This window comes from Variovorax sp. GW821-FHT06D12 (assembly GCF_059419205.1).
In genome coordinates, this window is record NZ_JBWKRI010000004.1 from 277,279 (window position 1) to 302,406 (window position 25,128).

A 25,128-nucleotide genomic window follows, 5' to 3' on the forward strand; every position below is an offset into this window, starting at 1 on the left:
AAGAAGGAAGAAATCCAAATGACCGCCTCGAAGATCCTCTCCGCCGTTGCTGTTGCCCTGATGGCCGTTGCCGGCGCCGCCCATGCCGAAAGCTATGAAGGCGTGCATCAACTGACCTCGGCCGCCAGCCGCGCCGACGTTGCTGCCCAAGCCGTCGTGGCCGCACACAGCGCCAACCCCTACGCCACCGGCGCCAACGCAGGCCCCGCACAAGTGATCGTGTCGACCGCCAGCCGCGCTGCCGTGCGTGCCGACGCTGTCGCCGCCGCACACAGCGCCGACCCGTACGCCGAAGGCGCTTCGTCGGGCGTGGCCCCGATCGTCGCCAGCACCGTCGACCGCGCTGCGGTTCGTGCCGCAGCCCGCGCTGCCGCCCACGGCGACGCACTGCCGCTGTAAGCAACAGCCAGAACGCTTCGCCGACGGGATCGGCGAAGGTTCCAGGTCTTCATGAAAAGCCGGCCCTGCCAACGCAGGGTCGGCTTTTTTCATGGGCCATGACCGTGAATTCTTGGCCGAAAGTCACATTGCCTTGGCCTTGCGCATCCCTCATGATTTGGGCGCGGGAGGGATGGCCGCCAGAGCGCATGCTTTCGCATTAACGCATCGCCGTGGTGCGGACACGCGAGAATCGAGCGTCGTTCCGACCGCGAAAAATGAAAGCACGATCCGTCGCCAACCAAGCGACGACCCACTACGCATGGCCCTCACTCTCGACCCCGAAGACACGCGCGGACGCATCCACGACCTGGTGTGGAGCGGCTTCCATGCCGATGCCGACATCGGCTGGATGATCACCGACGAGTACCTCGATCCGGATGAGCTCACGCCCGAGGACCGCGCCTGGATCAAGGCCGAAACCACGCGCGCCTGCGCCGCCAAGCGCGCCGCCGAGGCGCAGTGGCCCGCGCAGACCGAGTACGACCGGCTCGAGGCCGTGTTCGCGCAACTGCGCAGCGAAAAGATCATTGCCCTGCACCGCGCGGGCAACACGCTGTCCGACGGGCACGACGACGTGCGCGAGCAGTGGCGTGCGGCGGGCCGGCTCGAGTCCGGCATCCGCGGCTGCTGCTTCTATCACGCACAGGACCTGGACGGCGCCGTGCGCAACGGCCGCCTGTACCTCGCCTTCAGCGGCGGCATGATCCCCGAGATCGCGCAGCGCGAAGCCAACACCGTCGTGGTCGGCCGCCGCATCGTCGAGCTGCTGCGCGACGCCGGCTTCGGCGCGCAATGGAGCGGCAACATCAACGAGCGCATCGAAGCCGACCTCGGCCAATGGCGCAAGCGAGGCCCCACCGCGTGAGTGCGCAGGCCTGGCAGCCGCCGCGCCGCATCGACGCGATCGACTTCTGGCTGCGCTCGCGGCTGCTCGCCACGGCCCACGCCCTGCGCGAAACCCTGCGGCCCTCGGCCCGGCGCTGGCCCACAGGCCAACACGCACTGGCCGATGCGCCGGTGCTCGCGCAGTACCGAACCCCCTTGTGGTCCGACGGCCGGCCCGATGAATTCCCCTTGGTTGCCGGCAAGGTGCACAACCTGCGCGTGGCGCGGCCGGCCTTCGACGCCATCGAGGTGCCGGCCGGCGAGGTGCTGAGCTTCTGGCGCCAGCTGGGGCGACCGGGTGCCGGGCGCGGCTTCGTGGTCGGGCGCGAGGTGCGCGGCGGTTGCGTGGTGCCGACGCTGGCCGGCGGGCTGTGCCAGCTGTCGAACGCGCTCGCCACGGTGGCCGTGCGCGCGGGGCTTGAACTGGTCGAGCGCCACGGCCACACGGCACGCATCGAGCAGGCCGACATGCCGGACAGCGACGCCGTCGATGCGACGGTGTTCTGGAACTACGTCGACGTCAAGCTGCGCGCCCGGCACGCCTGGCGGCTCGAAGTGGCGCTGACCGATACGGAGCTCGTGGTGCGCATCCGCGCGCGCACGCCGCGGGCGGTGCCGGCCGAGCCCGTCACGCTGCGGCGCACGAACGACGACACGCCCACCGCGCTGCCGCTGGCGCGCGGCTGCCTGAGCTGCGACCAGACGGCGTGCTTTCGCCACCGTCCGCCGGTCGATGTCGGCGCCGAAGGGCGCACCGCCGTGCTCGTCGATGGCTGGACGCCGGAGTTCGCACGCCACCTGCGCGAGGCGCATCCGCAGGCGCAGCGCATGCAGCCCGTGCCACTGCGGCTCGCGTTCTGGCGCGTGCCTTCCATCGGTTGGCATCGCGAGCCCGCGACGAACGCAGCGGTGACCACCGCGTGGGCCGCGAGCCTGCGCCGTGCCGTGTGGCAGCGGCTCTGGGCGCGGCAGGCGGGCCGGCGCCAGGCCAGCCTGATCGACGGCCAGCGCTGGCTCGCGCAGGCCTTTGCCGCGCGGCTGGTGCCTGCGCACACGCACCTGGTGGTCGAGCAGTCGCTGCTGCCGCATCTGCAGCGCCTCGGCGCGCTCGACGGGCGCCGCATCACCGTGCTGGCCAGCGCACTGCCGATGGCAGACATTGAAAAGCAGCTCGATGCCGCATCGCAGCGCTGGCCCGACGACGCCACCTTGCGCGACTTTCGCGCCGATGCGTCGCTGGTACGCGACGAGGCGCTCGCGCTCGCGCGCGCGGCGGTCGTCGTCACGCCGCATGCAGGGGTGGCACAGGCCATGGCGCAGTACGCGCCGCAGGCCACGCTGCAGCGGCTCGACTGGGCGCTGCCGCAGATGAAGGCCTCGCACAGCAAGCGCGAAGAACCGCCGCTCGTCGTGTTCGCCGCCAGCGCACTGGCGCGCAAGGGCGCGCGCGAACTCGCCGCCGCGCTGCAAGGCTGGCCGTGCCGCCTGCGCGTGCTCGGCGCACCGTCGGACGACGCGCAGCTCTGGCACGGCATCGAACCCCCTCAACACATGAACTGGCAAGGCGACGTGCTGGCCGGTGCGAGCGTTGTCGTGCTGCCCGCGCATGTCGAGCACGCACCGCGCGCATTGCTGCGCGCCGTGGCGGCCGGCGTGCCCGTGGTGGCATCGACCGCCTGCGGCCTGGCCGGCGTGCCGGGCGTGCACGAGGTCGCACCCGGCGACATCGACGCACTGCGCACCGCATTGCAAGCCGTCCGCCTGACCTGAACGGAGAACAACCCCCGTGGCATCGATCGAACAGGCCCGCGCGGCCCTGGCTTCCCATGGCGCGCTGGCGCCGCAATCCGCCGCCGAGCACTGGCACGGCGAGCTGGCGCTGCCCGCCGCCCTCGCCACCTTCTACGAACAGGTCGGCCCGCTCGGCGAGTGGGTCAACGAGCGCGTGGGCTACGCGGGCCTCACGGTGCCGACCACCGGCAACCCGTTCAGCATTCCCGCGCTCTCGCGCCTGTGGCAGCTGCAGGCCGGCTACCGCTGGCACGGCATCACCGGCGAGCGCATTGCCGACTGGCCCGACCATTGGCTGGTGGTGGCCGACCAGGGCGCCGATCCGTTCATCTTCGACCTGCGCACCGGCGCGATCCAGTTCGCGATGCATGGCACGGGCGCCTGGGAGGAAGACGAACCGCTCTTCGCCGACATCTTCGAGATGGCCGCCTGCCTGGGCACCATCGGCCAGGTGTGGGACGAAGCGGGCGACGCCATCTTCACCGACGAGGACGACTGCGAGGTCGACCCGGTGCACCGCGCGCGCCTGGTCGAGCGCCTCGTGCCGCTGCTGGGCAGTGCGGCGGCGGCCGAAGGCATCGTCGACGTGTTCGGCTGGTAAGACAAAAAAGAAAACACATGAGCATCGACCTGCAGACCCTCAAATGCGGCGAGTGCGGCAGCAGCGCGCTGCGCCGCACCGGCCTGAACGAATACACCTGTTCGCACTGCGGCTCGATGTCGCTGGTGGAAGACGACGTGTCCGACCGCCTCGAGCGCGTGCTGCAGCAGGTCAAGCACCACGCCGGCCAGCAGATCGCGGCCGAACAGGCGCTGCGCCAGAAGCAGATGCTGCGCACGATCGGCTTCGTCGTGATCGGCTTTCTCGGCGTGGCGGTGGCCGTCCAGGTCGCGATGCTGCTGTTCGGCTCCGGCAAGCGCAGCGATACGCCTTCGGTGGCGCGCGCGATCGTCGAGCGCACCATCGCGACCGACGGCCTGAAGCTCTTCGAGCCGCGCCAGGTGCTGGTCGGCGAGCGGCCGAAGCTGCTGGTGCTGGCGCGCAACGAGACCGGCCGGCCGCTCGAGCGGCCCGGCCTGAAGGTGGTGTTCCACGACGGCGACACGCGGCTGAACGAGCGCAACGAAAGTCTGCCGATCGACGTGCTGATGCCCGGCGAGTCCGCGCCCGTGCTGGTCGACCTGCCCTCGGGCCAGAACGTCACGCGGCAGGACGTGACGGTCGAGAAGCTGTCCGAACCCCGCAGCGCTGCCGAAGGGCCGCGCCTGGCGTTCTCGCGCGTGCGGCTGGTGCAGCAGGGCGAGCGCGTGCGCCTGGTCGGGCGCCTCGTGCATGCGGGCGCCGCGGGTGCGCCGGCGTTCGGCAGCATCGAGGCGCTGGTCACGGTGTACGACGACGCGGGCCAGGTGATCGGCGTCGGGCGCGGCCATGCGCCGGGGTCCGAGCTGGCGCCCGGCGCACGCACGGCGATCGATGTCGACCTCAGCCGCTTCGGCCGCGGCGCCGCCATCGCGGCGTGGGACTACCGCATCGGCTACCGCACGGTCACGCCCTCGGGCGCGCGCACGACGGTGCTGAGCGCCGACCGCGTGATCCGCACGGCCGGCGCGCCGGAGGCCTTCCACCCCGACCTGCGGTTGGGCACCGAAGACCTGCTGGCCGACGACAGCGAGCGCTTCGACCCGCGGCAGCTCGAACTGCTGCCGCTGGTGGCGGGGCGCAGCACGATCCAGCGGCCGCTGTTCATGACCGAGCTGGTGAACCGCAGCACCGACGCCATCGCCATTGCGCCCGGCGCCGTGATCTCGCGCTTCGGCGGCAGCACGGCCGACGGCACCACGCGCCTCGACGCGCTGGCCTATCTGTACCCGGGCGAGCGCTTTCCGGTCCTGCTGGAGCCCAAGGCCGTGGACCGCATCACGCAGACCCGCGTCGAGTGGAAGCCGATGCGCCGCGCCGCACTGCCTGGCCCGCGCAAGCCGCTGGAGGTGCAGGTGACGAGCACCCAGGCCGGCACCGGCAGCGTGCTGCTCAACTTCAGCCAGCGCTTCACCTACAAGAGCGTGGAGGTCACGGGCACGGTGAAGAACCCCGGCACGGCCATCGCAGCCAAGGTGCGCCTGTGGGTGAGCCTGCGCGACCGCAACGACCAGCTGACCGGCTTCAAGCTGATCGAGAACCTGCCGGCCATCGCGCCGGGCGAGAGCGTGCCCTTCCAGGTCCATGTGACGCAGCACGGGCGTGATTTCGCGAGCGTCGCGACGCTATACCAAACCGAATAGCCCCGCGCGTGACGGCATCGGGCGGTTCGCGCCATGATCGCGCCATGATTCCGCTTTCGATCCTCGACCTTTCCCCGATCACCGAAGGCAGCGATGCCGCGCAGTCGTTCCGCAACTCGCTGTCGCTGGCGCAGCACGGCGAGAAGCTGGGCTACACGCGCTACTGGCTGGCCGAGCACCACGGCATGCCGGGCATCGCGAGCGCGGCCACGGCCGTGCTGCTGTCGCACGTGGGCGCGGGCACTTCCACCATCCGCATCGGCGCCGGCGGCGTGATGCTGCCCAACCACTCGCCGCTGGTGATCGCCGAGCAGTTCGGCACGCTGGAGTCGCTGTACCCGGGACGCGTCGACCTGGGCCTGGGCCGCGCGCCCGGCTCCGACCAGCGCACCGCGCGCGCCCTGCGGCGCAACCTGGAGTCGGACGCCGACCAGTTCCCGCAGGACGTGATGGAGCTCATGGACTTCATGTCGAAGAACCCGCAGCAGGCCGTGCGCGCCGTGCCCGGCGCGGGGCTCGAGGTGCCGGTGTGGATCCTGGGCTCGAGCACCTTCGGCGCGCAGCTGGCGGCGCACCTGGGCCTGCCGTATGCCTTTGCCTCGCACTTCGCACCGCAGCAGATCATGCAGGCCATCCAGATCTATCGCGAGACCTTCAAGCCCTCGGCGCAGCTGAGCAAGCCGTACGTGATGCTGGGCTTCAACGTGTTCGCGGCCGACACCGACGCGGAGGCCGAGTTCCGCGCCACCTCGTGGCAGCAGGCCTTCGTGAACCTGCGCAGCGGCCGCCCGGGGCGCCTGCCGCCGCCGGTGGAGAACTACCGCCAGAAGGTCGGCCCGGCCGAGAACGCGCTGCTCGACTCGGTGCTGTCGTGCTCCGCGGTGGGTTCGGTCGAGACCGTGAAGCAGGGCGTGGAAGCGTTCGTGGCGCGCACGGGTGCCGACGAACTCATGATCACCTCGCAGGTGTTCGACCACGCGGCCCGGCTGCGCTCGTACGAGCTGCTGGCCGAGGCCTTCGGTCAGAAGAAGTCGTAGAGGCTAGGCCCGCTTGCGGGCTTCCTCGTCCACGAGGTCTTTCTTCGAGAGCTTGCCCACGGCGGTCTTGGGAAGCTCGGCGCGGATCTCTAGCGCGCCGATCATCTCGTGCTTGCCCAGGCGGTTCTTCAGGAAGCTCTTGAGCGCGTCGAGCGTGAGATCGTCCGCGCCGTCCTTCAGTTTCACGAAAGCCTTGGGCGACTGGCCCCGGTACTCGTCGGGCACGCCGATCACGCAGACCTCGGCCACCGACGGGTGCTCGTACACCGCCTCCTCGAGCACGCGCGGGTACACGTTGTAGCCGCCGCACAGCAGCATGTCCTTGGTGCGGTCGACGATGTACAGGTAGCCGTCGGCGTCCACCTTCGCGACGTCGCCGCTGCGGAAGTAGCCGTCGGCCGTCATCGACTCGGCGGTGGCCTTCGGGTTGTTCCAGTAGCCCTTCATGACGTTCGGGCCCTGCACGCACAGCTCGCCGGGTTCGCCGAACGCGGTCACGTCCTTGGTCGGGTCGTCCAGGCTCACGAGCTTGATGCGCACGCGCGGCAGCGGCATGCCGCACGAGCCGGCCTTGCGCACGCCGCGCGCGGGCGTGAAGGTGCCCACGGGCGAGGTCTCGGTCATGCCCCAGCCTTCGTTGAGGTGGCAGCCGGTGAGTTCGAAGAAGCGCTGCTCTACCTCCACCGGCAGCGGCGCGCCGCCGGAGCCGCAGAACTTCAGCGAGCGCAGGTCCATCTCTTTGGCCTTGGGGTGCGAAAGGATGGCGGTGTACATGGTCGGCACGCCGGGGAACACGCTGATCCGGCTGGCCGCGAGCTCGTTCATCACCGCGTCGACATCGAAGCGCGTGTGCAGCACCAGCGCCGCGCCCAGGCGCACGCCCAGCAGCATCGCGGCGCTCAGCGCGAAGATGTGGAACAGCGGCAGCACGACCAGGAAGCGCTCCTTGCCTTCGTCGAGGATCGGCGGCTCGCCGCGCGTCGATTCGTAGTACTGCGCCGAGGCCGACGTGAGGTTGGCGTGCGTGAGCATCGCGCCCTTGGGCAGGCCGGTGGTGCCGCCGGTGTACTGCAGCACGACGATCTCTTCGGCCAGGTCGCCCAGCGGGTAGGTCTGGTGCGTGCCTTCGCTCTTGAGCAGGTCGGTGAAGCGCACGTGGCGGTCGTCGGTGGGCACCGGTGCGATCTGGCCGGCCCCCTGCAGCTGGGCCTGCACCTTGTCGCCCGCCGCGCCGTAGTCGCCGAGGCTGCCGACCACCAGCGTCTTCAGGCGCGAGCTGTCGAGCAGGCGCGCCATCAGCGGGTACAGGTTCACGAGGTCGAGCGTGACGAGGATGTCGGTGCGGCTGTCCTCGATCTTGTGGGCCAGCACGCGCTCGGCGTCCAGCGGCGAGTAGTTCACCACCGTGCCGCCGGCTTTGAGCACGGCGAAGAAGGCGATCGGGTAGTGCGGCGTGTTCGGCAGGTACAGGCCGACATGCACGCCCGGCTTCACGCCCAGGTCCTGCAGGCCCTTGGCGGCACGGTCGACCGCGTCACCAAGCTGGCGGTAGCTGAGCGACTGGCCCATGAACTCGACGGCCGAATGGTCGGGCCAGCGCGCGACCGCTTCGTCGAGCATCTGCTGCACCGGCTTGACGGGCAGGTCGGCGTCCCAGCGCATGCCGGGCGGGTAGTTGCGCGTCCAGGGGGTGGGGTCGCCAGAGAGGGAAGGGGTCGCCATGCGTGTTGTCTCCGCTGTGTTTCGGGGCACTGTAGCGCCGGCCTTTCGCATCGTGGAGTGGCGGCTGACAAGCCGGCGACACGGGTTTTCCCGATTTCCCACACGCCGGATGCCCCTGTCGTCGGGCTGGGACAATGGCGGGCTTATGGCAAAACAACGGATCGTGGTCGGGCTGAGCGGCGGGGTGGACTCCGCGGTCACCGCGCACCTGCTCAAGCAGCAGGGGCACGAGGTGGTCGGCATCTTCATGAAGAACTGGGAAGACGACGACGACAGCGAGTACTGCTCGTCGAACATCGACTTCGTGGACGCCGCCAGCGTGGCCGACGTGCTGGGCATCGAGATCGAGCACGTCAACTTCGCCGCCGACTACAAGGACCGCGTGTTCGCCGAGTTCCTGCGCGAGTACAAGGCCGGCCGCACGCCCAACCCCGACGTGCTGTGCAACGCCGAGATCAAGTTCAAGGCCTTTCTCGACCACGCCATGCGGCTGGGCGCCGAGAAGATCGCCACCGGCCACTACGCCCGCGTGCGCCTGAACGAGGCCACGGGCCGGCACGAGCTGCTCAAGGGGCTCGACAACTCGAAGGACCAGAGCTACTTCCTGCACCGCCTGAACCAGGCGCAGCTGTCGAAGACGCTGTTCCCGGTCGGCGAGCTGCACAAGACCGAGGTGCGCCGCATCGCGGAAGAAATCGGCCTGCCCAACGCGAAGAAGAAGGACTCGACCGGCATCTGCTTCATCGGCGAGCGGCCGTTCCGCGACTTCCTGAACCGCTACATCTCCAAGGAGCCGGGCCCGATCAAGGACGACCGCGGCCGCAAGCTCGGCGAGCACCAGGGCCTGAGCTTCTACACGCTGGGCCAGCGCCAGGGGCTGGGCATCGGCGGCGTGAAGGAAAAGGGCGCCCAGCGCGGCGCGGGCGACCATTCGCCCTGGTTCGTCGCGCGCAAGGACGTCGAGAAGAACACGCTGTGGGTGGTGCAGGGGCACGACCATCCGTGGCTGCTGTCGTCCGAGCTGAAGGCGGACGACGCGAGCTGGGTCGCCGGCGAGGCGCCCACCGCGGGCGCCTACGGTTCGAAGGCGCGCTACCGGCAGGCCGACGCAGCCTGCGAATTGGGCGAGGGCGCCAACGGCGCGTTCAGCCTGCGCTTCGGTGCGCCGCAATGGGCGGTCACGCCGGGGCAGTCGGCCGTGCTGTACGACGGCGAGCGCTGCCTCGGGGGCGGCGTCATCGTCTGAACCGGCCTCAGCGGGGCTGCCGCACGCTGTCTTCGGTGTGGATCAGCGCGAGCGGGTGGCGCTTGCCGGCGAGGTGGTCCTCGACGCAGCGCAGCAGCAGCGGGCTGCGATGGCGCGCGACGCTGGCGCGGATCTCGTCCACGCTCATCCACAGCGTGCGCACGATGCCTTCGTCGAGCGCGCGACCCTCTTCGCGTGCGCCCAGTTCACCGGTGAAGGCAAAGCGCATGTAGGTCACGTCGGGCTGCTCGGCCGAGCGCGCCATGTACACGCCGAGCAGCGCGGTCGGCGTGAAGGCGTGGGCTGTTTCCTCGAGCGTCTCGCGGATGCAGCCGTCCTCGGGCGACTCGCCGGGGTCGAGGTGGCCGGCCGGGTTGTTGAGCTTCAGGCCGTCGTCGGTCTGCTCTTCGACGAGCAGGAAGCGGCCGTCTTGCTCGATCACCGCGGCCACGGTGACATTGGGTTTCCAGCGTGTGGGCATCGTGGGCGCGAGTCTATCGGCATCTCGCCTATCGCACGACATAGCCGCTGAAGCGCCAGATGCGGTCGGCGTCGAGCCGGAAGCTCACCCGTTCGCGCAGCGTGCGATCGGGGGTGTTGCCGAAGCGGGTCTCGTACTCGACGCTGACGTACTGGCCGGCCGCATCGGCGTCCGGGTCGGTCACGACCTGCCGGTGCACGGCCACCCAGGTGCGCTGCTGCGGCCCGCCGAGCGGGGCGCGGCTCCTGGCCACCTTGCTGGCGAAGTCGGTGCGGGTGATGCGCTTGCGGGTGGCGGGCGTGGCGCCGTCCCACAGCTCGCCGGCCTGGTCGCGGTCGATCATCTGGATCGCCTGCAGTCCGCCGCGCACCATGTCGCTGGCCTCGACGTCTTCGGCGAGGGCGGGGAACAGGCCGCTGCACAGCAGGAGCAGTGCGGCCAGGAGGAGCCGGGTCATGGGGAAGGGCACTTGTTCGGACAGAACAAGTTGGAGGCCGACGGGGAGGAGGGGTTCCCCGCCCGGCCTGCCGGGGCGTGCGCTCAGCGCGCGTTGGAAGCTGCAGCGGCGGGCCGTGTGTCGACCTCGATGGTTTCCAGCCGGTAGCCCAGACCGTACACGGCCAGCAGCAGGAAGCCGTTCGACGGGCGCAACTCGAGCTTGGTGCGCAGGCGTGACACGTGGGTGTCGAGCGAGCGCGACAGCGCCTCGACGCCCAGCCCCCAGACCGCCTCGTGCAGGTGCTCGCGCGAGAGCAGGCGCCCCAGGTTCTGGAACAGGAAGAGCGCGAGTTCGTATTCGCGGTTCTTCAGCTCGACCAGCTCGCCGTGGACCCGGATGGTGCGCGAGGGCGGAAAGAAGTGGTATGGGCCGAACACCATTTCGGGCTCGTTGCGCGAGGGGTAGGCGCGGCGCAGCAGCGCATTGATGCGGGCTTCGAACTCGATCGGGCGCAGCGGCTTGGCCATGAAGTCGTCGGCACCGACATTGAGGCCTTCGACCATGTCGCTGTCGTCGTGGTGCTCGGTCACGAACAGGATCGGCATGCGGCTCTTGTAGTCCTGCCGGATCGTCTTGACGACGTCCGGGCCGTTCATGTCCGGCAGGCGCCAGTCGAGGACCAGCAGGTCGAAGGTTTCGCGGCGCATGGCGTGCAGCAGCGCCTTGCCGGCAGCGTACGTGTGGCACTCGTGACCGAGGCTCGCCATGGATTGGTTGATCAACCGGAGTTGGTCCGGCTCGGTGTCGAGTACTGCAATGCGCATTCCATTCCCTTGTTCCGCCCTGTGTGGACCTCTATGTGTCCGCAATATGAATCGAAGTGTATCTATCTGCGTCTGAAATCATTGCTGTGAATTGCTATTAATTCACGCAAATTGATTTTATGTATGTGGTTCAATTGCCAATTGAATCCAATTGGTGTTAGTTGATTGCAATCTAGAACCAGAGCGAGCGAAGGCGCCACAAGCGCTTCTGCGGCGGTCACCCGTGTTTCCCCCGGGGTCGTACCGGCCGCCAATTTGCTATCAATTAAATAGCTACATGTGCAGTGCCTGCGGGCGTTGAGCAGCAAAAAGAACGCGGCATTCTGGCGACAGGTGCGCTTGTAATCTTGCTGTAAGCTCTGCCCGCAATCCGTGCTGCCCCTTCCCCCTGAGGAGAACTCTATGTTGATAGGCGTGCCTGCCGAGACAGCGGCTGGCGAAACCCGAGTGGCCGTTACACCCGAAACGGTGAAGAAACTGGTGGCCTCCGGGCATACCGTGCGTGTGCAGGCCGGTGCCGGCATTGCAGCCAGCGTCACCGACGCGGCGTACCAGACGGCAGGCGCCGAGATCACCGATGCGGCCGGGGCGCTCTCCGCCGACATGGTGCTCAAGGTGCGCACGCCCAGCGACGCCGAAGCGGCGCAGCTGAAGGCCGGCGCGGTCGTCATCGGCATGCTCAATCCTTTCGACGCGGCCGGCCTGCAGCGCCTGGCCGCCGCGGGCGTCACGGGCTTCGCGCTCGAAGCCGCGCCGCGCACCACGCGCGCCCAGAGCATGGACGTGCTCAGCTCGCAGGCCAACATCGCCGGCTACAAGGCCGTGATGATCGCGGCCGACAAGTACCAGCGCTTCTTCCCCATGCTCATGACTGCCGCCGGCACCGTGAAGGCCGCGCGCGTCGTCATCCTGGGCGTCGGCGTGGCCGGCCTGCAGGCCATTGCCACGGCCAAGCGCCTGGGCGCCGTCATCGAGGCCTCGGACGTGCGTCCGAGCGTCAAGGAACAGATCGAGTCGCTGGGCGGCAAGTTCATCGACGTGCCCTACGAGACGCAGGAAGAGAAAGACGCGGCCGAAGGCGTCGGCGGCTACGCCCGCCCGATGCCCGCCAGCTGGCTCACACGCCAGCAGGCCGAGGTCGCCAAGCGCGTCGCGCTGGCCGACGTGGTCATCAGCACCGCGCTCATCCCGGGCCGCGCCGCGCCCACCCTCGTCACCGAGGACATGGTCAAGTCGATGAAGCCGGGTTCGGTGATCGTCGACATCGCGGCCGGCAAGGGCGCCGACGGCATCGGCGGCAACTGCCCGCTGTCGGAGGCCGACAAGACCGTGGTCAAGCATGGCGTGACCATCGTGGGCGAAACCAATCTCGCGGCGCTGGTGGCGGCCGACGCGTCGGCGCTGTATGCGCGCAACGTGCTCGACTTCCTCAAGCTCGTCGTCACGAAGGAAGGCGCGCTCAAGATCGACCTCGAGGACGACATCGTCGCCGCCTGCCGCGTCACGCAGGACGGCCAGGTCACGCGCAAGTAAGAGCAGGCTGCCTTCCATGAACCGCACCATGCTCCGCGCGAAGCTGCATCGCGCCACCGTGACCGAAGCCGACCTGCACTACGAAGGCTCGTGCGGCATCGACGAAGACCTGCTCGACGCGGCCGACATGCGCGAGTACGAAAAGATCGAGCTGTACAACGTCAACAACGGCGAGCGCTTCTCGACCTACATCATCAAGGCGGCGCGCGGTTCGGGCGCCATCTCGCTCAACGGCGCGGCGGCGCGCAAGGCGCATGTGGGCGACCTGCTCATCATCTGCACCTACGCCCCCATGACCGAGGCCGAAGCCGCCGACTACAAGCCCAAGGTGGTGCTGCTTGGCGATGCCAACCGCATCAACGAAGTCAAGAAGCTCTGACAGAGCCCGGGACCAAGAGACAGAGACCGAACGAGGAGAACACAACACCATGGAAATCGTTTCGCACACCGTCATCAACCTGACCATCTTCGTGCTGGCCATCTACGTCGGCTACCACGTGGTCTGGACCGTCACGCCCGCGCTGCACACGCCGCTCATGGCCGTGACCAACGCCATCTCGGCCATCGTGATCGTGGGCGCCATGCTGGCCGCCGCGCTCACCACCACGCCGCTGGGCAAGACCATGGGCGTGCTCGCCGTGGCGCTGGCCGCGGTGAACGTCTTCGGCGGCTTCCTGGTCACGCGCCGGATGCTCGAGATGTTCAAGAAGAAAGACAAGAAGGCCGCCCCCAAGGCTGCAGAGGGAGCCGCCAAGTGAGCATGAACCTCGTCACGCTGCTGTACCTTGTTGCCAGCGTCTGCTTCATCCAGGCCCTGAAGGGCCTGTCCCATCCCACCACCTCGATCCGCGGCAACATCTTCGGCATGACCGGCATGGCGATCGCCGTGCTGACCACCATCGCGCTCGTCCACGGACAGGCGCGCGCCCTCAACGTCGACTTCACCACCGGCATCGGCTGGGTGCTGGCCGCCGTCGTGGTCGGTGGCGGTCTGGGCGCCTTCATGGCCAACAAGGTCGAGATGACCAAGATGCCCGAGCTGGTCGCCTTCATGCACAGCATGATCGGCCTGGCCGCGGTGTTCATCGGTGTGGCCGCGGTGGCCGAGCCCTGGGCCTTCGGCATCACCGCCGCGCCCGTGGCGGCTGTCGTCGGTGCGCGCACGCCCGACGGCGCGGTCCTCTTCGAGGGCTTCGTGCGCCATGCCATTCCTTATGGCAACCGGCTCGAGCTGTTCCTGGGTGCGGCCATCGGCGCCATCACCTTCAGCGGTTCGGTCATCGCCTTCGGCAAGCTCTCGGGCAAGTACAAGTTCCGCCTGTTCCAGGGCGCGCCGGTGCAGTTCTCGGGCCAGCACATGCTGAACCTGGTGCTGGGCCTGGCGACCATCGCCCTGGGCCTGGTGTTCGTGGCCACCGAAAGCTGGCCGGCGTTCTTCGCGATGCTGGCGCTGGCCTTCGTGATGGGCGTGCTCATCATCATCCCGATCGGCGGCGCTGACATGCCGGTGGTGGTGTCGATGCTCAACAGCTACTCGGGCTGGGCGGCGGCCGGCATCGGCTTCAGCCTGAACAACGCGATGCTGATCGTGGCCGGTTCGCTGGTGGGCTCTTCGGGTGCGATCCTGAGCTACATCATGTGCAAGGCCATGAACCGCTCGTTCTTCAACGTGATCCTGGGCGGCTTCGGCGGCGAGGCAACCACGGCCTCCAGCGGCGACAAGGAGCAGCGCCCGGTCAAGAGCGGCAGCGCGGACGACGCGGCCTACATGCTGTCCAACGCCGAGACGGTGATCATCGTTCCGGGCTACGGACTGGCCGTGGCGCGCGCCCAGCACGCCGTGAACGAACTGGCCGAGAAACTCACGCACAAGGGCGTCAAGGTGAAGTACGCCATTCACCCCGTGGCCGGCCGCATGCCGGGCCACATGAACGTGCTGCTGGCCGAGGCCGAGGTGCCCTACGACCAGGTGTTCGAGATGGAGGACATCAATGGCGAGTTCGCGCAGGCCGACGTGGCGATCATCCTGGGTGCCAACGACGTGGTGAACCCGGCCGCGCTCACCAAGGGCACGCCGATCTACGGCATGCCGATCCTGGAAGCCTACAAGGCCAAGACCGTCATCGTGAACAAGCGCTCCATGGCCGCCGGCTACGCGGGCCTGGACAACGAGCTCTTCTACATGGACAAGACCATGATGGTCTTTGGCGATGCGAAAAAAGTAGTGGAAGATATGGGCAAGGCCATCGAATAGGCCGAAGGTCCGTGCCCGCGATGCGGGCCTGATCGTCGCGGCGCCTCACGTGCGCCGTTTTCGTTTTTAAAAACTCATCCGACTCCGAGGAGACACATCCATGACCGAACGCCCCTGGCTCAGCAGCTACCCGCAAGGCGTGCCCGCCGACATCGACGCGTCGCACTACCCGTCGCTGGTGGCGCTCATGGAGGAGAGCTTCACCAAGTACGCCGACCGCACGGCCTACAGCTTCATGGGCAAGGACGTGAGCTACGGCGAGACCGACAAGCTCAGCAAGGCCTTCGCGGCCTACCTGCAGGGCCTGGGCCTCGTGAAGGGCGACCGTGTCGCCGCGATGATGCCCAACTGCCCGCAGTACCCGATCGCGGTGGCGGCCATCCTGCGCGCCGGCCTGATCCTGGTGAACGTGAACCCGCTGTACACGCCGCGCGAACTCGAGCACCAGCTCAAGGACTCGGGCGCCAAGGCGATCGTCATCATGGAGAACTTCGGCACCACGCTGCAGCAGTGCATCGCGAGCACGCCGATCAAGCACATCGTGCTGGCCTCCATGGGCGACCGGCTCGGCTTCCTGAAGGGCGCGCTGGTCAACTACGTGGTGCGCAACGTCAAGAAGCTGGTGCCGCACTTCAGCCTGCCGGGCGCCGTGCGCTTCAACGACGCGCTCGACAAGGGCGCGGGCGGTTCGCTCAAGCCCGTGGCCACCGGTCCCGACGACGTGGCCGTGCTGCAGTACACCGGCGGCACCACCGGCGTGTCCAAGGGCGCGGTGCTGCTGCATCGCAACGTGATCGCCAACGTGCTGCAGTCCGAGGCCTGGAACGAGCCCGTCATGGCCAAGGTGCCGGCCAACGAGCAGCCCACCAGCGTGTGCGCGCTGCCGCTGTATCACATCTTCGCGTTCACGGTCGGCATGATGCTGAGCATGCGCACGGGCGGCAAGCTGATCCTGATCCCGAACCCGCGCGACATTCCCGGCGTGCTCAAGGAACTGTCCAAGCACACCATTCACAGCTTCCCGGCCGTCAACACGCTGTTCAACGGGCTGGCGAACCACCCCGACTTCAACACCGTCAACTGGAAGAACCTGAAGGTCTCGGTCGGCGGCGGCATGGCGGTGCAGGCTGCGGTGGCCAAGCTCTGGCTCGAGAAAACCGGCTGCCCCATCTGCGAAGGCTACGGCCTCTCGGAAACCTCGCCCTCGACCACCTGCAACCCGACCAACAGCACGGCCTACACCGGCACCATCGGCCTGCCGCTGCCGAGCACCTGGCTCAAGCTGCTCGACGACGACGGCAACGAAGTGCCGACCGGCGAGCGCGGCGAGATCGCCATCAAGGGCCCGCAGGTCATGGCCGGCTACTGGCAGCGCCCCGACGAGACCGCCAAGGTCATGACGCCCGACGGTTACTTCAAGAGCGGCGACATCGGCGTGGTCGACGAGCGCGGCTACTTCAAGGTGGTCGACCGCAAGAAGGACATGATCCTGGTGTCGGGCTTCAACGTGTACCCGAACGAGATCGAGGACGTGGTGGCGATGCTGCCCGGCGTGCTCGAATGCGCCGCGGTCGGCGTGCCCGACGACAAGACCGGCGAGGCCGTGAAGCTCGTCATCGTCAAGAAGGACGAGTCGCTCACCGAAGCGCAGGTGCGCGAGTACTGCCGCGCCAACCTCACGGGCTACAAGCAGCCGCGCGTGATCGAGTTCCGCACCGACATGCCCAAGACCCCGGTGGGCAAGATCCTGCGGCGCGAGCTGCGGGATAGCAAGAAGTAGTAAGGGTTCCGCCCGGGTGGGGCCGGGGCATCGATCTTGCATATTCGCGGGTCGATGCTCAGATTCATTTACGTTCGCCTAGGCTTGCTCGTGCCGACCTTCATCGGCATGACGCTGCTGGCCTTCTTTCTCATCCGGCTGGTGCCGGGTGACCCCATCGAGACGATGGCCGGCGAGCGCGGGATCGACCCCGCGCGCCATGCCGAGCTGCGCACCGCCATGGGCCTGGACAAGCCCCTGCTCGTGCAATACGGCATCTACATCGGCCGCGTGCTGCAGGGCGACCTGGGCAAGTCGCTCATCACGCAGGACACGGTGATGAGCGAGTTCCTCGCGCTCTTTCCGGCCACCGTCGAGCTCGGCGTGTGCGCGATTCTCTTCGCGCTGCTGCTCGGGCTGCCGGCCGGCATCCTCGCGGCGGTGCGGCGCAACTCCATCTTCGATCACGGCGTGATGGCCACGTCGCTCACCGGCTACTCGATGCCGATCTTCTGGTGGGGCCTGCTGCTCATCCTGTTCTTCTCGGTGCAGCTGGGCTGGACGCCGGTGTCGGGCCGCATCTCGGTGCAGTACTTCGTCGAGCCGCAGACCGGCTTCCTGCTGATCGACGCGCTGCGCGCCGGCGAGACCGAGGCCTTCTGGTCGGCGCTGCACCACCTCATTCTTCCGGCCATCGTGCTGGGCACCGTGCCGCTGGCCGTCATTGCGCGCATGACGCGCTCGGCCATGCTCGAGGTGCTGGGCGAGGACTACATCCGCACCGCGCGCGCCAAGGGCCTGTCGCGCTTTCGCGTGGTGGGCCTGCATGCGCTGCGCAACGCACTGATCCCGGTCGTCACGGTGATCGGCCTGCAGATCGGCGTGCTCTTCACCGGCGCGATCCTGACCGAGACCATCTTCTCCTGGCCCGGCGTCGGCAAGTGGCTCATCGAGGCCATCGGGCGGCGCGATTACCCGGTGCTGCAGGGCGGCATGCTGCTGCTGGGCGGCATCGTGATGCTGCTCAACCTGCTGGTGGACATCGCCTACGGCGTCATCAACCCGCGGATCAGGCATTGAGTCGATGACGAGCAACACCCACGCCGTTCCCCCCGGCTCGCAGGCCTCGGCGCCTCCCGGTCCCTGGCGCGAGTTCTGGACCGCCTTCTCGGCGAACCGGGGTGCGGTCATCGGTCTCGTCACCATCGTGGTGCTGCTGCTGGTGGCGCTGTTCGCGCCGTGGATCGCGCCGCATGCACCGAACGAAACCAACGCCGCCGCTTTCCTCAAGCCGCCGGCCTGGCAGGAGGGCGGCTCGTGGACCTACCTGCTGGGAACGGACGCCATCGGGCGCGACATCCTGTCGCGGCTCATGCACGGCGCGCGGCTGTCGCTGTCGATCGGCGTCGCGGTGGTGGCGCTGTCGGTGGTGGTGGGCGTGGTGCTCGGGCTCGTCGCCGGCTTCTTTCGCGGCGCGCTGGAGATCGCGATCATGCGGATGATGGACATCATCCTCACGATGCCCAGCCTGCTGATGGCCATCGTGATCGTCGCGATCCTCGGGCCGGGGCTCGTCAACGCCATGCTCGCGGTGGCCATCGTGGTGCTGCCGCACTACGTGCGCATCACGCGCGCCACGGTCATCGCCGAGGTTTCGCGCGACTACGTGACCGCGGCGCGCGTGAGCGGCGCCAGCACGCTGCGCCTGATGTTCCGCGAGGTGCTGCCCAACTGTTCGGCACCGCTGATCGTGCAGGCCTCGTTGGGCGTCTCGACCGCCATCCTCGATGCGGCGGCGCTCGGCTTCATCGGCCTGGGCGCACAGCCGCCGTCGCCCGAGTGGGGAACGATGCTGGCCGATGCGCGCGAGTTCGTGCTGCGCGCGTGGTGGGTCGTGACCTTCCCGGGGCTCGCCATCCTTGCGGCCGTGCTGGCCTTCAACCTGCTGGGCGACGGGCTGCGCGATGCGCTCGACCCGAAGCTCAAGCGCTGACGCAAAGGAGAGCACAGATGCCTTTGCTGGACATCAAGGACCTGCACGTCGAGTTCCCGACGCAAGGCGGCGTGCTGCACGCCGTCGACGGCGTGAGCCTCACGCTCGAAGAAGGCGAGGTGCTCGGCATCGTCGGCGAGTCGGGCTCGGGCAAGAGCGTCACGATGATGGCGCTCATGGGCCTCGTCGGCTACCCGGGCCGCGTGCGCGCTGAGCACATGCGCTTTGCGGGCAAGGAGCTGCTCGGCATCTCCGACAAGGCGCGCCGCACGCTGGTCGGCAAGGAGGTCGCGATGATCTTCCAGGAGCCGACCACCAGCCTCAACCCCTGCTTCACCATCGGCTTCCAGCTGATGGAAACGCTGCGGCTGCACCTGAAGCTCGACAAGCGCGAGGCGAAGAAGCGCGCCACCGAGCTGCTCGAACAGGTCGGCATTTCCGCCGCATCGTCGCGCCTGGGCAGCTACCCGCATCAGCTCTCGGGCGGCATGAACCAGCGCGTGATGATCGCGATGGCCATCGCCTGCAACCCGCGCCTGCTGATCGCCGACGAGCCGACCACCGCGCTCGACGTGACCATCCAGGCGCAGATCCTCGACCTGCTGCGCGACCTGCAGAAGGAGCGCGGCATGGCGCTCGTGCTCATCACGCACAACATGGGCGTGGTCAGTGAGATGGCGCAGCGCATCGCCGTGATGTACGCGGGGCAGGTGATGGAGCACCAGCGCGTCGATCGCTTGTTCGCGTCGCCTCAGCACCCCTACACCGAGGCCTTGCTCGCGGCGCTGCCAGAGCGTGCCGCGCCCGAGGGGCGGCTCGCGACCATCAGCGGCGTGGTGCCCGGTGTGCACGACCGGCCCGCGGGCTGCCTGTTCGCACCGCGCTGCGGCTACGTCACCGAGCGTGCCTGCCAGGTGCGACCGGCGCTGCGTGCGTGGCAGGGCGCCGAGGTGCGCTGCCACTTTCCGCTCGGCGAGCCGGGGCGCGCCGAAGCCATCGCGCAAGACCCGCCGCGCGCTGCCATCGCGGAGGTGCTGCCATGAGCGACGTGTCGCCGGAGATCGTCGCCGAGGCGCGCAACCTGCAGCGCACCTACGACGTGCGGCGCGGGCTGTTCCGTGCGCCGGCGCAACTGCGCGCCGTGGGCGACATCTCGTTCCGCCTCGAACGCGGCCGCACGCTCGCTGTGGTGGGCGAATCGGGCTGCGGCAAGTCGACGCTCGCGCGCATGGTCGCGCTGATCGAGAAGCCCACGGCCGGGCAGCTGACGCTGATCGGCGCCGATGCGGTGAGCCCGCCGCATGAACGCAAGCGCGAGCTGCGCCAGGCGGTGCAGCTGGTGTTCCAGAACCCGTATGGCTCGCTCAACCCGCGCAAGAAGATTTCGGCGGTGCTCGAAGACCCGCTGGCCATCAACACCACGCTGAGCAAGCCGGAGCGCGCCGAGCGCGCGCGCGAGATGCTGGCCCGCGTCGGCCTGCGCCCCGAGTACGCCAACCGCTACCCGCACATGTTCTCGGGCGGCCAGCGCCAGCGCATCGCCATCGCGCGCGCGCTCATGCTGTCGCCGCGCCTGCTGGTGGCCGACGAGCCGGTGTCGGCGCTCGACGTGTCGATCCAGGCCCAGGTGCTGAACCTGCTGGCCGACCTGCAGGCCGAGCTGGGCCTGGCCTACCTCTTCATCTCGCACGACCTGGGCGTGGTGCGCCACATCGCGCACGACGTGCTCGTGATGTACCTGGGCCACGCGGTGGAGCAGGGCCCCAAGTCGCGCATCTTCGCGCGGCCGCTGCATCCCTACACGCAGGCGCTGCTGGCCTCGACGCCGGGCCTGAGCAGCCAGCGCATCGTGCTCAAGGGCGAGCTGCCGTCGCCGCTGGACCCGCCTTCGGGCTGCGTCTTCAGCACGCGCTGCCCGCACGTGCAGCCGCGCTGCCGCGAAGAGCGCCCCGCGCTGCGCGCGCTCGACGAACGGCTGGTGGCCTGCCACTACGCCGAGCAGTTTCTCGATGGCGCGCCCGCCGTGCGCGCCGATGGTCCCGTGCTCGCCGCGTCCTGAAGAAGAGTGGAGTGGCGATTTTTTCAACCCTGTCTCGAGGAGTCCCCATGAAGACCCAGTCCTCCGTTTCGCGCCGCTCACAAAAGCTGGCGCTCCTGGCACCGGCAGCGCTCACGGCCCTTACCCTGGCCTGCGGCGCCGTGTCAGCCAAGACGTTGGTGTACTGCTCCGAAGGAAGCCCGGAAAACTTCTATCCGGGCATGAACACCACCGGCACGTCCTTCGACGTGACCACGCAGGTCTACAACACCATCGTCGAGTTCGAGCGCGGCGGCACCAAGGTGATGCCGGGCCTGGCTGAAAAATGGGACATCTCGGCCGACGGCACCGTGTACACCTTCCACCTGCGCAAGGGCGTGAAGTGGCACACCACGAGCAAGAGCTTCAAGCCCACGCGCGACTTCAACGCCGACGACTTCATCTTCATGCTCGAGCGCCAGTGGAAGGAGAGCGATCCCTTCTTCAAGGTCACGAGCCAGAACCACTCCTACTTCAACGACATGGGCATGCCCAAGCTGCTGAAGTCGGTGGACCGCATCGACGACCACACGGTGAAGATCACGCTCAACCAGGCCGAGGCGCCGTTCCTGGCCAACCTGGCGATGCAGTACGCGGGCATCCAGTCGAAGGAGTACGCCATCGCGATGCTGAAGGCCGGCACGCCCGAGAAGGTCGACCAGGACCCGGTCGGCACCGGGCCGTTCTACCTCGTGCAGTACCAGAAGGACGCGATCATCCGCTTCAAGGCCTTCCCGCAGTACTGGGGCGGCAAGGCCAAGATCGACGACCTCGTGTTCGCAATCACGCCCGATGCCTCGGTGCGCTGGGCCAAGCTGCAAAAGGGCGAGTGCCACGTCATGCCGTACCCGAACCCGGCCGACCTCGACGCGATCCGCAAGGACCCGAACGTGCAGGTGCTGGAGCAGCCGGGCCTGAACGTGGGCTACCTCTCGTACAACACGACGAAGAAGCCCTTCGACGACGTGCGCGTGCGCAAGGCCATCAACATGGCGATCAACAAGAAGGCCATCATCGACGGCGTGTACCTCACGACCGGCGTGGCCGCGAAGAACCCGATTCCGCCCACGCTGTGGTCCTACAACGATGCCGTCAAGGACGACCCGTACGACCCCGAAGCCGCCAAGAAGCTGCTGGCGCAGGCCGGCTTCCCCGATGGCTTCAGCACCGACCTGTGGGCCATGCCGGTGCAGCGCCCGTACAACCCGAACGCCAAGCGCATCGCCGAGCTGATGCAGGCCGACCTGGCCAAGATCAACGTCAAGGCCGAGATCAAGAGCTTCGAGTGGGGCGAGTACCGCAAGCGCCTGCAGGCCGGCGAGCACCAGATGGGCATGCTGGGCTGGACCGGCGACAACGGCGACCCGGACAACTTCATGTACACCCTGCTGGGCTGCGCCTCGGCCAAGTCGGCCAGTGGCAGCAACATCTCGAAGTTCTGCTACCAGCCCTACGAAGACCTCGTGGTGAAGGCCAAGAGCGCGACCAAGCAGTCGGAGCGCGACGCGCTCTACAAGAAGGCGCAGGTCATCTTCAAGGAGCAGGCGCCGTGGTTCACCATCGCGCACGCGGTGCAGCTGAAGCCGGTGCGCAAGGAGGTGGTCGACTTCAAATTGAGTCCGTTCGGCCGCCACACCTTCTACGGCGTGGACATCAAGTAAGCCGTGGTCGCTGCGCCCATCGCCATCGTCGCGGCCATGCACGAGGAGCTCAGTGCGCTCCTCGCGCGCATGCCCGACGAGCAGCGCGTGCACATGGCCGGCCGCGACTTCTGGGTCGGCCACCTGCAGGGTCAGCCCGTGGTCGCGGTGCTGTCGCGCATCGGCAAGGTCGCGGCGGCGGTCACGGCCACGGTGCTGCTCGAGCGCTTCGGCGTGCGGGCGATCGTGTTCACGGGCGTGGCGGGCGGGCTGGCGCCGGGCGTGAACGTCGGCGACGTGGTCGTGGCGACCGAGCTGCTGCAGCACGACATGGACGCCTCGCCGATCTTTCCGAAGTACGAGGTGCCGCTGATGGGGCGTTCGCGCTTCGCGGCCGATGCGGCCATCGGCGATGCGCTGGCGGCGGTGGCCGAAGGCACGCTGCGCGATCCGGTGGGCCTGGTGGGGCAGAAGGCGGTCGATGAGTTCCATCTGCGTTCACCGAAGGTGCATCGCGGCCTGCTGATCAGCGGCGACCGTTTCGTGTCGACCACCGCGGAGTGTGGGGCCCTGCAGCGTTCGCTGCCCGACGCACTCGCGGTCGAGATGGAAGGCGCTGCGATGGCGCAGGCCTGCCACGACTACGGCGTGCCCTTCGCGGCGCTGCGGACCATCTCGGACCGCGCCGACGATGCCGCGCACGGCGACTTCACGCGCTTCGTGGCCGAGGTGGCGAGCCGCTACAGCCTGGCGCTCGTCGACGCCTGGCTCGCCTCCCTGCCGCGCGACGCGGCCTGAAGAACCCGCCTACGGCGCGAGCCGGCGCAGCTGCGGCAGGTCGCGCAGCAGCGGCGGGATCGACAGCGCCAGCAGCAGCGCGGCCAGCGGCACGACGCAGATGAAGCCCACGTGCTTGAAGCCCAGCGCACCCACGGCGCCGCCGAGCACGAACATCGCGACCAGCCCGCCGCAGCGGCGAAGCCGGCTGCGATCGTGGCGCACCGGCAGCGGCGTGGACGGCGCGCGCCGGTTCCAGTAGAGCATCTTGCCCAGCTCGATCCCCACGTCGGTGATGTTGCCGGTCATGTGGGTGGTGCGCGTGCTGCCGCCCGAGGTCTTCGATGCCACGGCGTTCTGCAGGCCCATGATGAACGACAGCAGCAGCACCGTGAGCGGCACCGCGAACGGCGTGGCCCAGGTCAGCGTGATCGCGCCGGCGAGCCCGAACGGGAACATCAGCGCGGCCTCCAGCAGCAGCGGCAGCGCATACACGCCATGCAGCCGGTGCTGGCGCGCCCAGTTCACCAGCACCGCGCAGACCGCGGCGCCGCTCACGAACGCCAGGATCGCGCCCAGCGCGTTCAGCAGCAGCGTGAGGTTGCCCAGCACCATGCCGTCCGCCAGCTGCGAGGCGAAGCCGGTCATGTGCGAGGTGTACATGTGCAGCACGAGGAAGCCGCCCGCATTGATGGCGCCGGCGTTGAAGGCCAGCAGCAGCCCGAGCGCGGTGTTCGTCGACGGCGCGCGGTGGCGGTTGGTGAGGAAACGAAGTCTGCGCACGGGGCTCTCCAGGGGCAGCTGCCTGCCGACAGCCACTCTAGCACCCAGTGTGAAGAACTACTTGAGCCAGCCGCGCCGGCGGAAGTACCACATCGGCACCAGCGCGCTCGCGGCCATCAGCGCGATGGCGTAGGGGTAGCCCATGGCCCAGTCGAGCTCGGGCATGAACTTGAAGTTCATGCCGTAGATGCTCGCGATCAGCGTGGGCGGCAGCAGCGCGACGCTGGCCACCGAGAAGATCTTGATGGTCTTGTTCTGGTTGATGTTGATGAAACCGACGGTCGCATCCATCAGGAAGTTGATCTTGTCGAAGAGGAAGGCCGTGTGGTTGTCCAGTGATTCGATGTCGCGCAGGATCTGCCGCGCCTCTTCGAACTGCTCGGCGTTGAGCATCTTGCTGCGCATCATGAAGCTCACGGCGCGGCGCGTGTCCATCACGTTGCGGCGGATGCGGCCGTTCAAGTCTTCCTGCCGTGCGATGGCGCCGAGCACCTCGCCGGCCAGCTCGTCGCTGACGTTGCCCGACAGCACTTTCTTGCCCGCCACTTCGAGCTCGTCGTAGATGTTCTCCAGCGTGTCGGCCGAGTACTCGGCGTCGGCGTCGAAGAGCTTGAGCATCACTTCCTTGGCGTCTTCGATCAGCCCCGGCGCGCGGCGTGCGCGCATGCGCAGCAAGCGGAACACGGGCACGTCTTCGTCGTGGATCGAGAACAGCACGCCGCGGCTGCGCAGGTCGGTGTTGTGCTGGTTGAGGATGAAGGCGACGCGCACCGTGCGCGGGTCTTCGTCGTCGTCGATCAAGAAGTCGGAGCGGATGTGCAGCTCGCCGTTGTCTTCCTCGTAGAAGCGGGCCGATTCCTCGATGTCCTCGTCCATCGCGTCTTCGGGAATCGAGAGGCCGTAGTACTGCTTGATCCAGCGCTTTTCCTCGAGCGTGGGCGACTCGAGGTCGACCCAGATCGGCTGGAACTTGGAGAGCTCTTCGAGCGACTCGATCTCTTCCTGGACGAGGCGGCCGTTGGCGAGCGTAAAGATGTTGAGCATGGGCTCACTCCCGGGGGTGACTGAACGATGGGCGAGGGCGGGGCGCTTTCAATTCCCGCGGACCCGGCGTCAGTACATCACGCGCAGCGTCGCCAGGGAGTTGAAAGCTGCCGAGACGG

24 protein-coding genes are annotated in these 25,128 nt (G+C 68.2%); 18 read left to right on the forward strand and 6 right to left on the reverse strand.

The window, feature by feature from the left end; translation table 11 throughout:
• The first annotated feature begins 18 nt into the window (after positions 1-18).
• The 6 genes from AC07SQ_RS14980 to AC07SQ_RS15005 all read left to right on the forward strand — a co-directional run bounded on the left by AC07SQ_RS14980 (position 19) and on the right by AC07SQ_RS15005 (position 6,437).
• A complete protein-coding gene (locus AC07SQ_RS14980) occupies positions 19-399 on the forward strand; it encodes a hypothetical protein (RefSeq protein ID WP_062480474.1) in 381 nt (126 codons plus the stop codon).
• A 301-nt stretch (positions 400-700) separates the two neighbouring features.
• Positions 701-1,306 (forward strand): DUF6891 domain-containing protein, encoded by a 606-nt coding sequence (locus tag AC07SQ_RS14985; RefSeq protein ID WP_495273078.1) that lies wholly within the window; start codon positions 701-703, stop codon positions 1,304-1,306.
• Positions 1,303-3,096, forward strand: coding sequence for a VanW family protein (locus AC07SQ_RS14990; RefSeq protein ID WP_495273079.1), 1,794 nt, complete (start codon positions 1,303-1,305; stop codon positions 3,094-3,096). Before AC07SQ_RS14985 ends, AC07SQ_RS14990 begins: the two co-directional genes overlap by 4 nt.
• Positions 3,097-3,112: 16 nt before the next feature.
• Entirely contained in the window at positions 3,113-3,718 is a 606-nt protein-coding gene (locus AC07SQ_RS14995; RefSeq protein ID WP_447740413.1) for a hypothetical protein, read from the forward strand.
• A 17-nt stretch (positions 3,719-3,735) separates the two neighbouring features.
• Complete coding sequence (locus tag AC07SQ_RS15000; RefSeq protein ID WP_495273080.1) at positions 3,736-5,400, forward strand: FxLYD domain-containing protein; 1,665 nt, start codon at positions 3,736-3,738, stop codon at positions 5,398-5,400.
• Between the two features lie 44 nt (positions 5,401-5,444).
• A complete protein-coding gene (locus AC07SQ_RS15005) occupies positions 5,445-6,437 on the forward strand; it encodes an LLM class flavin-dependent oxidoreductase (protein ID WP_369630983.1) in 993 nt (330 codons plus the stop codon).
• A gap of 3 nt (positions 6,438-6,440) precedes the next feature.
• On the opposite strand, the gene AC07SQ_RS15010 is transcribed toward AC07SQ_RS15005, so the two are convergent.
• On the reverse strand, positions 6,441-8,159 hold the full coding sequence (locus AC07SQ_RS15010) for a long-chain-fatty-acid--CoA ligase (protein WP_495273081.1): 1,719 nt from the start codon (positions 8,157-8,159) through the stop codon (positions 6,441-6,443).
• 145 nt (positions 8,160-8,304) lie between these two features.
• Here AC07SQ_RS15010 and mnmA point away from each other — a divergent pair, with 145 nt between their 5' ends.
• A complete protein-coding gene (gene mnmA, locus AC07SQ_RS15015; RefSeq protein WP_070063404.1) occupies positions 8,305-9,405 on the forward strand; it encodes a tRNA 2-thiouridine(34) synthase MnmA in 1,101 nt (366 codons plus the stop codon).
• A gap of 7 nt (positions 9,406-9,412) precedes the next feature.
• Here mnmA and AC07SQ_RS15020 read toward each other — a convergent pair whose 3' ends face one another.
• The 3 genes from AC07SQ_RS15020 to AC07SQ_RS15030 form a co-directional block, all read right to left on the reverse strand.
• The gene (locus AC07SQ_RS15020; RefSeq protein ID WP_495273082.1) at positions 9,413-9,886 is read right to left on the reverse strand and encodes an NUDIX hydrolase; all 474 of its coding nucleotides are present in this window, start codon (positions 9,884-9,886) and stop codon (positions 9,413-9,415) included.
• 28 nt (positions 9,887-9,914) lie between these two features.
• Positions 9,915-10,343, reverse strand: a complete 429-nt coding sequence (locus tag AC07SQ_RS15025) for a DUF4019 domain-containing protein (protein WP_495273083.1) — start codon at positions 10,341-10,343, stop codon at positions 9,915-9,917.
• Between the two features lie 83 nt (positions 10,344-10,426).
• Positions 10,427-11,149, reverse strand: coding sequence for a response regulator transcription factor (locus tag AC07SQ_RS15030; RefSeq protein WP_062481504.1), 723 nt, complete (start codon positions 11,147-11,149; stop codon positions 10,427-10,429).
• Between the two features lie 402 nt (positions 11,150-11,551).
• Here AC07SQ_RS15030 and AC07SQ_RS15035 point away from each other — a divergent pair, with 402 nt between their 5' ends.
• The 11 genes from AC07SQ_RS15035 (at position 11,552) to AC07SQ_RS15085 (ending at position 23,203) form a co-directional block, all read left to right on the forward strand.
• On the forward strand, positions 11,552-12,682 hold the full coding sequence (locus AC07SQ_RS15035; protein ID WP_095743297.1) for a Re/Si-specific NAD(P)(+) transhydrogenase subunit alpha: 1,131 nt from the start codon (positions 11,552-11,554) through the stop codon (positions 12,680-12,682).
• A gap of 16 nt (positions 12,683-12,698) precedes the next feature.
• Entirely contained in the window at positions 12,699-13,061 is a 363-nt protein-coding gene (gene panD / locus AC07SQ_RS15040; RefSeq protein WP_062481508.1) for an aspartate 1-decarboxylase, read from the forward strand.
• 49 nt (positions 13,062-13,110) lie between these two features.
• Positions 13,111-13,440 (forward strand): NAD(P) transhydrogenase subunit alpha part 2, encoded by a 330-nt coding sequence (locus AC07SQ_RS15045; protein ID WP_062481510.1) that lies wholly within the window; start codon positions 13,111-13,113, stop codon positions 13,438-13,440.
• On the forward strand, positions 13,437-14,936 hold the full coding sequence (locus AC07SQ_RS15050; protein WP_495273084.1) for an NAD(P)(+) transhydrogenase (Re/Si-specific) subunit beta: 1,500 nt from the start codon (positions 13,437-13,439) through the stop codon (positions 14,934-14,936). Before AC07SQ_RS15045 ends, AC07SQ_RS15050 begins: the two co-directional genes overlap by 4 nt.
• 100 nt (positions 14,937-15,036) lie before the next feature.
• The gene (locus tag AC07SQ_RS15055) at positions 15,037-16,716 is read left to right on the forward strand and encodes a long-chain-fatty-acid--CoA ligase (protein WP_070063399.1); all 1,680 of its coding nucleotides are present in this window, start codon (positions 15,037-15,039) and stop codon (positions 16,714-16,716) included.
• A 54-nt stretch (positions 16,717-16,770) separates the two neighbouring features.
• A complete protein-coding gene (locus tag AC07SQ_RS15060) occupies positions 16,771-17,775 on the forward strand; it encodes an ABC transporter permease subunit (protein ID WP_095743299.1) in 1,005 nt (334 codons plus the stop codon).
• 4 nt (positions 17,776-17,779) lie between these two features.
• Positions 17,780-18,688, forward strand: coding sequence for an ABC transporter permease subunit (locus AC07SQ_RS15065; RefSeq protein WP_095949747.1), 909 nt, complete (start codon positions 17,780-17,782; stop codon positions 18,686-18,688).
• A gap of 17 nt (positions 18,689-18,705) precedes the next feature.
• On the forward strand, positions 18,706-19,731 hold the full coding sequence (locus tag AC07SQ_RS15070; protein ID WP_495273085.1) for an ABC transporter ATP-binding protein: 1,026 nt from the start codon (positions 18,706-18,708) through the stop codon (positions 19,729-19,731).
• Entirely contained in the window at positions 19,728-20,747 is a 1,020-nt protein-coding gene (locus tag AC07SQ_RS15075) for a peptide ABC transporter ATP-binding protein (RefSeq protein WP_495273086.1), read from the forward strand. The genes AC07SQ_RS15070 and AC07SQ_RS15075 overlap by 4 nt, the downstream gene beginning before the upstream one ends.
• 47 nt (positions 20,748-20,794) lie before the next feature.
• Positions 20,795-22,426 (forward strand): ABC transporter substrate-binding protein, encoded by a 1,632-nt coding sequence (locus tag AC07SQ_RS15080; protein WP_070063394.1) that lies wholly within the window; start codon positions 20,795-20,797, stop codon positions 22,424-22,426.
• A 36-nt stretch (positions 22,427-22,462) separates the two neighbouring features.
• Positions 22,463-23,203, forward strand: coding sequence for a 5'-methylthioadenosine/adenosylhomocysteine nucleosidase (locus tag AC07SQ_RS15085; protein WP_369632709.1), 741 nt, complete (start codon positions 22,463-22,465; stop codon positions 23,201-23,203).
• Between the two features lie 9 nt (positions 23,204-23,212).
• On the opposite strand, the gene AC07SQ_RS15090 is transcribed toward AC07SQ_RS15085, so the two are convergent.
• Both AC07SQ_RS15090 and corA read right to left on the reverse strand, forming a co-directional pair.
• Complete coding sequence (locus AC07SQ_RS15090; protein ID WP_062481040.1) at positions 23,213-23,965, reverse strand: YoaK family protein; 753 nt, start codon at positions 23,963-23,965, stop codon at positions 23,213-23,215.
• Between the two features lie 57 nt (positions 23,966-24,022).
• Positions 24,023-25,009: a magnesium/cobalt transporter CorA gene (gene corA / locus AC07SQ_RS15095; protein ID WP_056584267.1), complete on the reverse strand. Its 987-nt coding sequence runs from the start codon at positions 25,007-25,009 to the stop codon at positions 24,023-24,025.
• Positions 25,010-25,128: the final 119 nt, after the last annotated feature.

Excerpts from the sequence above, each read along its gene's own strand:
- corA (WP_056584267.1), bottom strand. The coding sequence starts at position 25,009 with ATGCTCAACATCTTTACGCTCGCCAACGGCCGCCTCGTCCAGGAAGAG.
- AC07SQ_RS15060 (WP_095743299.1), top strand. The coding sequence starts at position 16,771 with ATGCTCAGATTCATTTACGTTCGCCTAGGCTTGCTCGTGCCGACCTTC.
- AC07SQ_RS15085 (WP_369632709.1), top strand. The coding sequence starts at position 22,463 with ATGCACGAGGAGCTCAGTGCGCTCCTCGCGCGCATGCCCGACGAGCAG.
- AC07SQ_RS15020 (WP_495273082.1), bottom strand. The coding sequence starts at position 9,886 with ATGCCCACACGCTGGAAACCCAATGTCACCGTGGCCGCGGTGATCGAG.
- AC07SQ_RS14980 (WP_062480474.1), top strand. The coding sequence starts at position 19 with ATGACCGCCTCGAAGATCCTCTCCGCCGTTGCTGTTGCCCTGATGGCC.
- AC07SQ_RS15075 (WP_495273086.1), top strand. The coding sequence starts at position 19,728 with ATGAGCGACGTGTCGCCGGAGATCGTCGCCGAGGCGCGCAACCTGCAG.
- AC07SQ_RS15030 (WP_062481504.1), bottom strand. The coding sequence starts at position 11,149 with ATGCGCATTGCAGTACTCGACACCGAGCCGGACCAACTCCGGTTGATC.
- mnmA (WP_070063404.1), top strand. The coding sequence starts at position 8,305 with ATGGCAAAACAACGGATCGTGGTCGGGCTGAGCGGCGGGGTGGACTCC.
- AC07SQ_RS15080 (WP_070063394.1), top strand. The coding sequence starts at position 20,795 with ATGAAGACCCAGTCCTCCGTTTCGCGCCGCTCACAAAAGCTGGCGCTC.
- AC07SQ_RS14985 (WP_495273078.1), top strand. The coding sequence starts at position 701 with ATGGCCCTCACTCTCGACCCCGAAGACACGCGCGGACGCATCCACGAC.
- AC07SQ_RS15025 (WP_495273083.1), bottom strand. The coding sequence starts at position 10,343 with ATGACCCGGCTCCTCCTGGCCGCACTGCTCCTGCTGTGCAGCGGCCTG.
- AC07SQ_RS15000 (WP_495273080.1), top strand. The coding sequence starts at position 3,736 with ATGAGCATCGACCTGCAGACCCTCAAATGCGGCGAGTGCGGCAGCAGC.
- AC07SQ_RS15070 (WP_495273085.1), top strand. The coding sequence starts at position 18,706 with ATGCCTTTGCTGGACATCAAGGACCTGCACGTCGAGTTCCCGACGCAA.
- panD (WP_062481508.1), top strand. The coding sequence starts at position 12,699 with ATGAACCGCACCATGCTCCGCGCGAAGCTGCATCGCGCCACCGTGACC.
- AC07SQ_RS15035 (WP_095743297.1), top strand. The coding sequence starts at position 11,552 with ATGTTGATAGGCGTGCCTGCCGAGACAGCGGCTGGCGAAACCCGAGTG.
- AC07SQ_RS15005 (WP_369630983.1), top strand. The coding sequence starts at position 5,445 with ATGATTCCGCTTTCGATCCTCGACCTTTCCCCGATCACCGAAGGCAGC.
- AC07SQ_RS15055 (WP_070063399.1), top strand. The coding sequence starts at position 15,037 with ATGACCGAACGCCCCTGGCTCAGCAGCTACCCGCAAGGCGTGCCCGCC.
- AC07SQ_RS15045 (WP_062481510.1), top strand. The coding sequence starts at position 13,111 with ATGGAAATCGTTTCGCACACCGTCATCAACCTGACCATCTTCGTGCTG.
- AC07SQ_RS15065 (WP_095949747.1), top strand. The coding sequence starts at position 17,780 with ATGACGAGCAACACCCACGCCGTTCCCCCCGGCTCGCAGGCCTCGGCG.
- AC07SQ_RS15010 (WP_495273081.1), bottom strand. The coding sequence starts at position 8,159 with ATGGCGACCCCTTCCCTCTCTGGCGACCCCACCCCCTGGACGCGCAAC.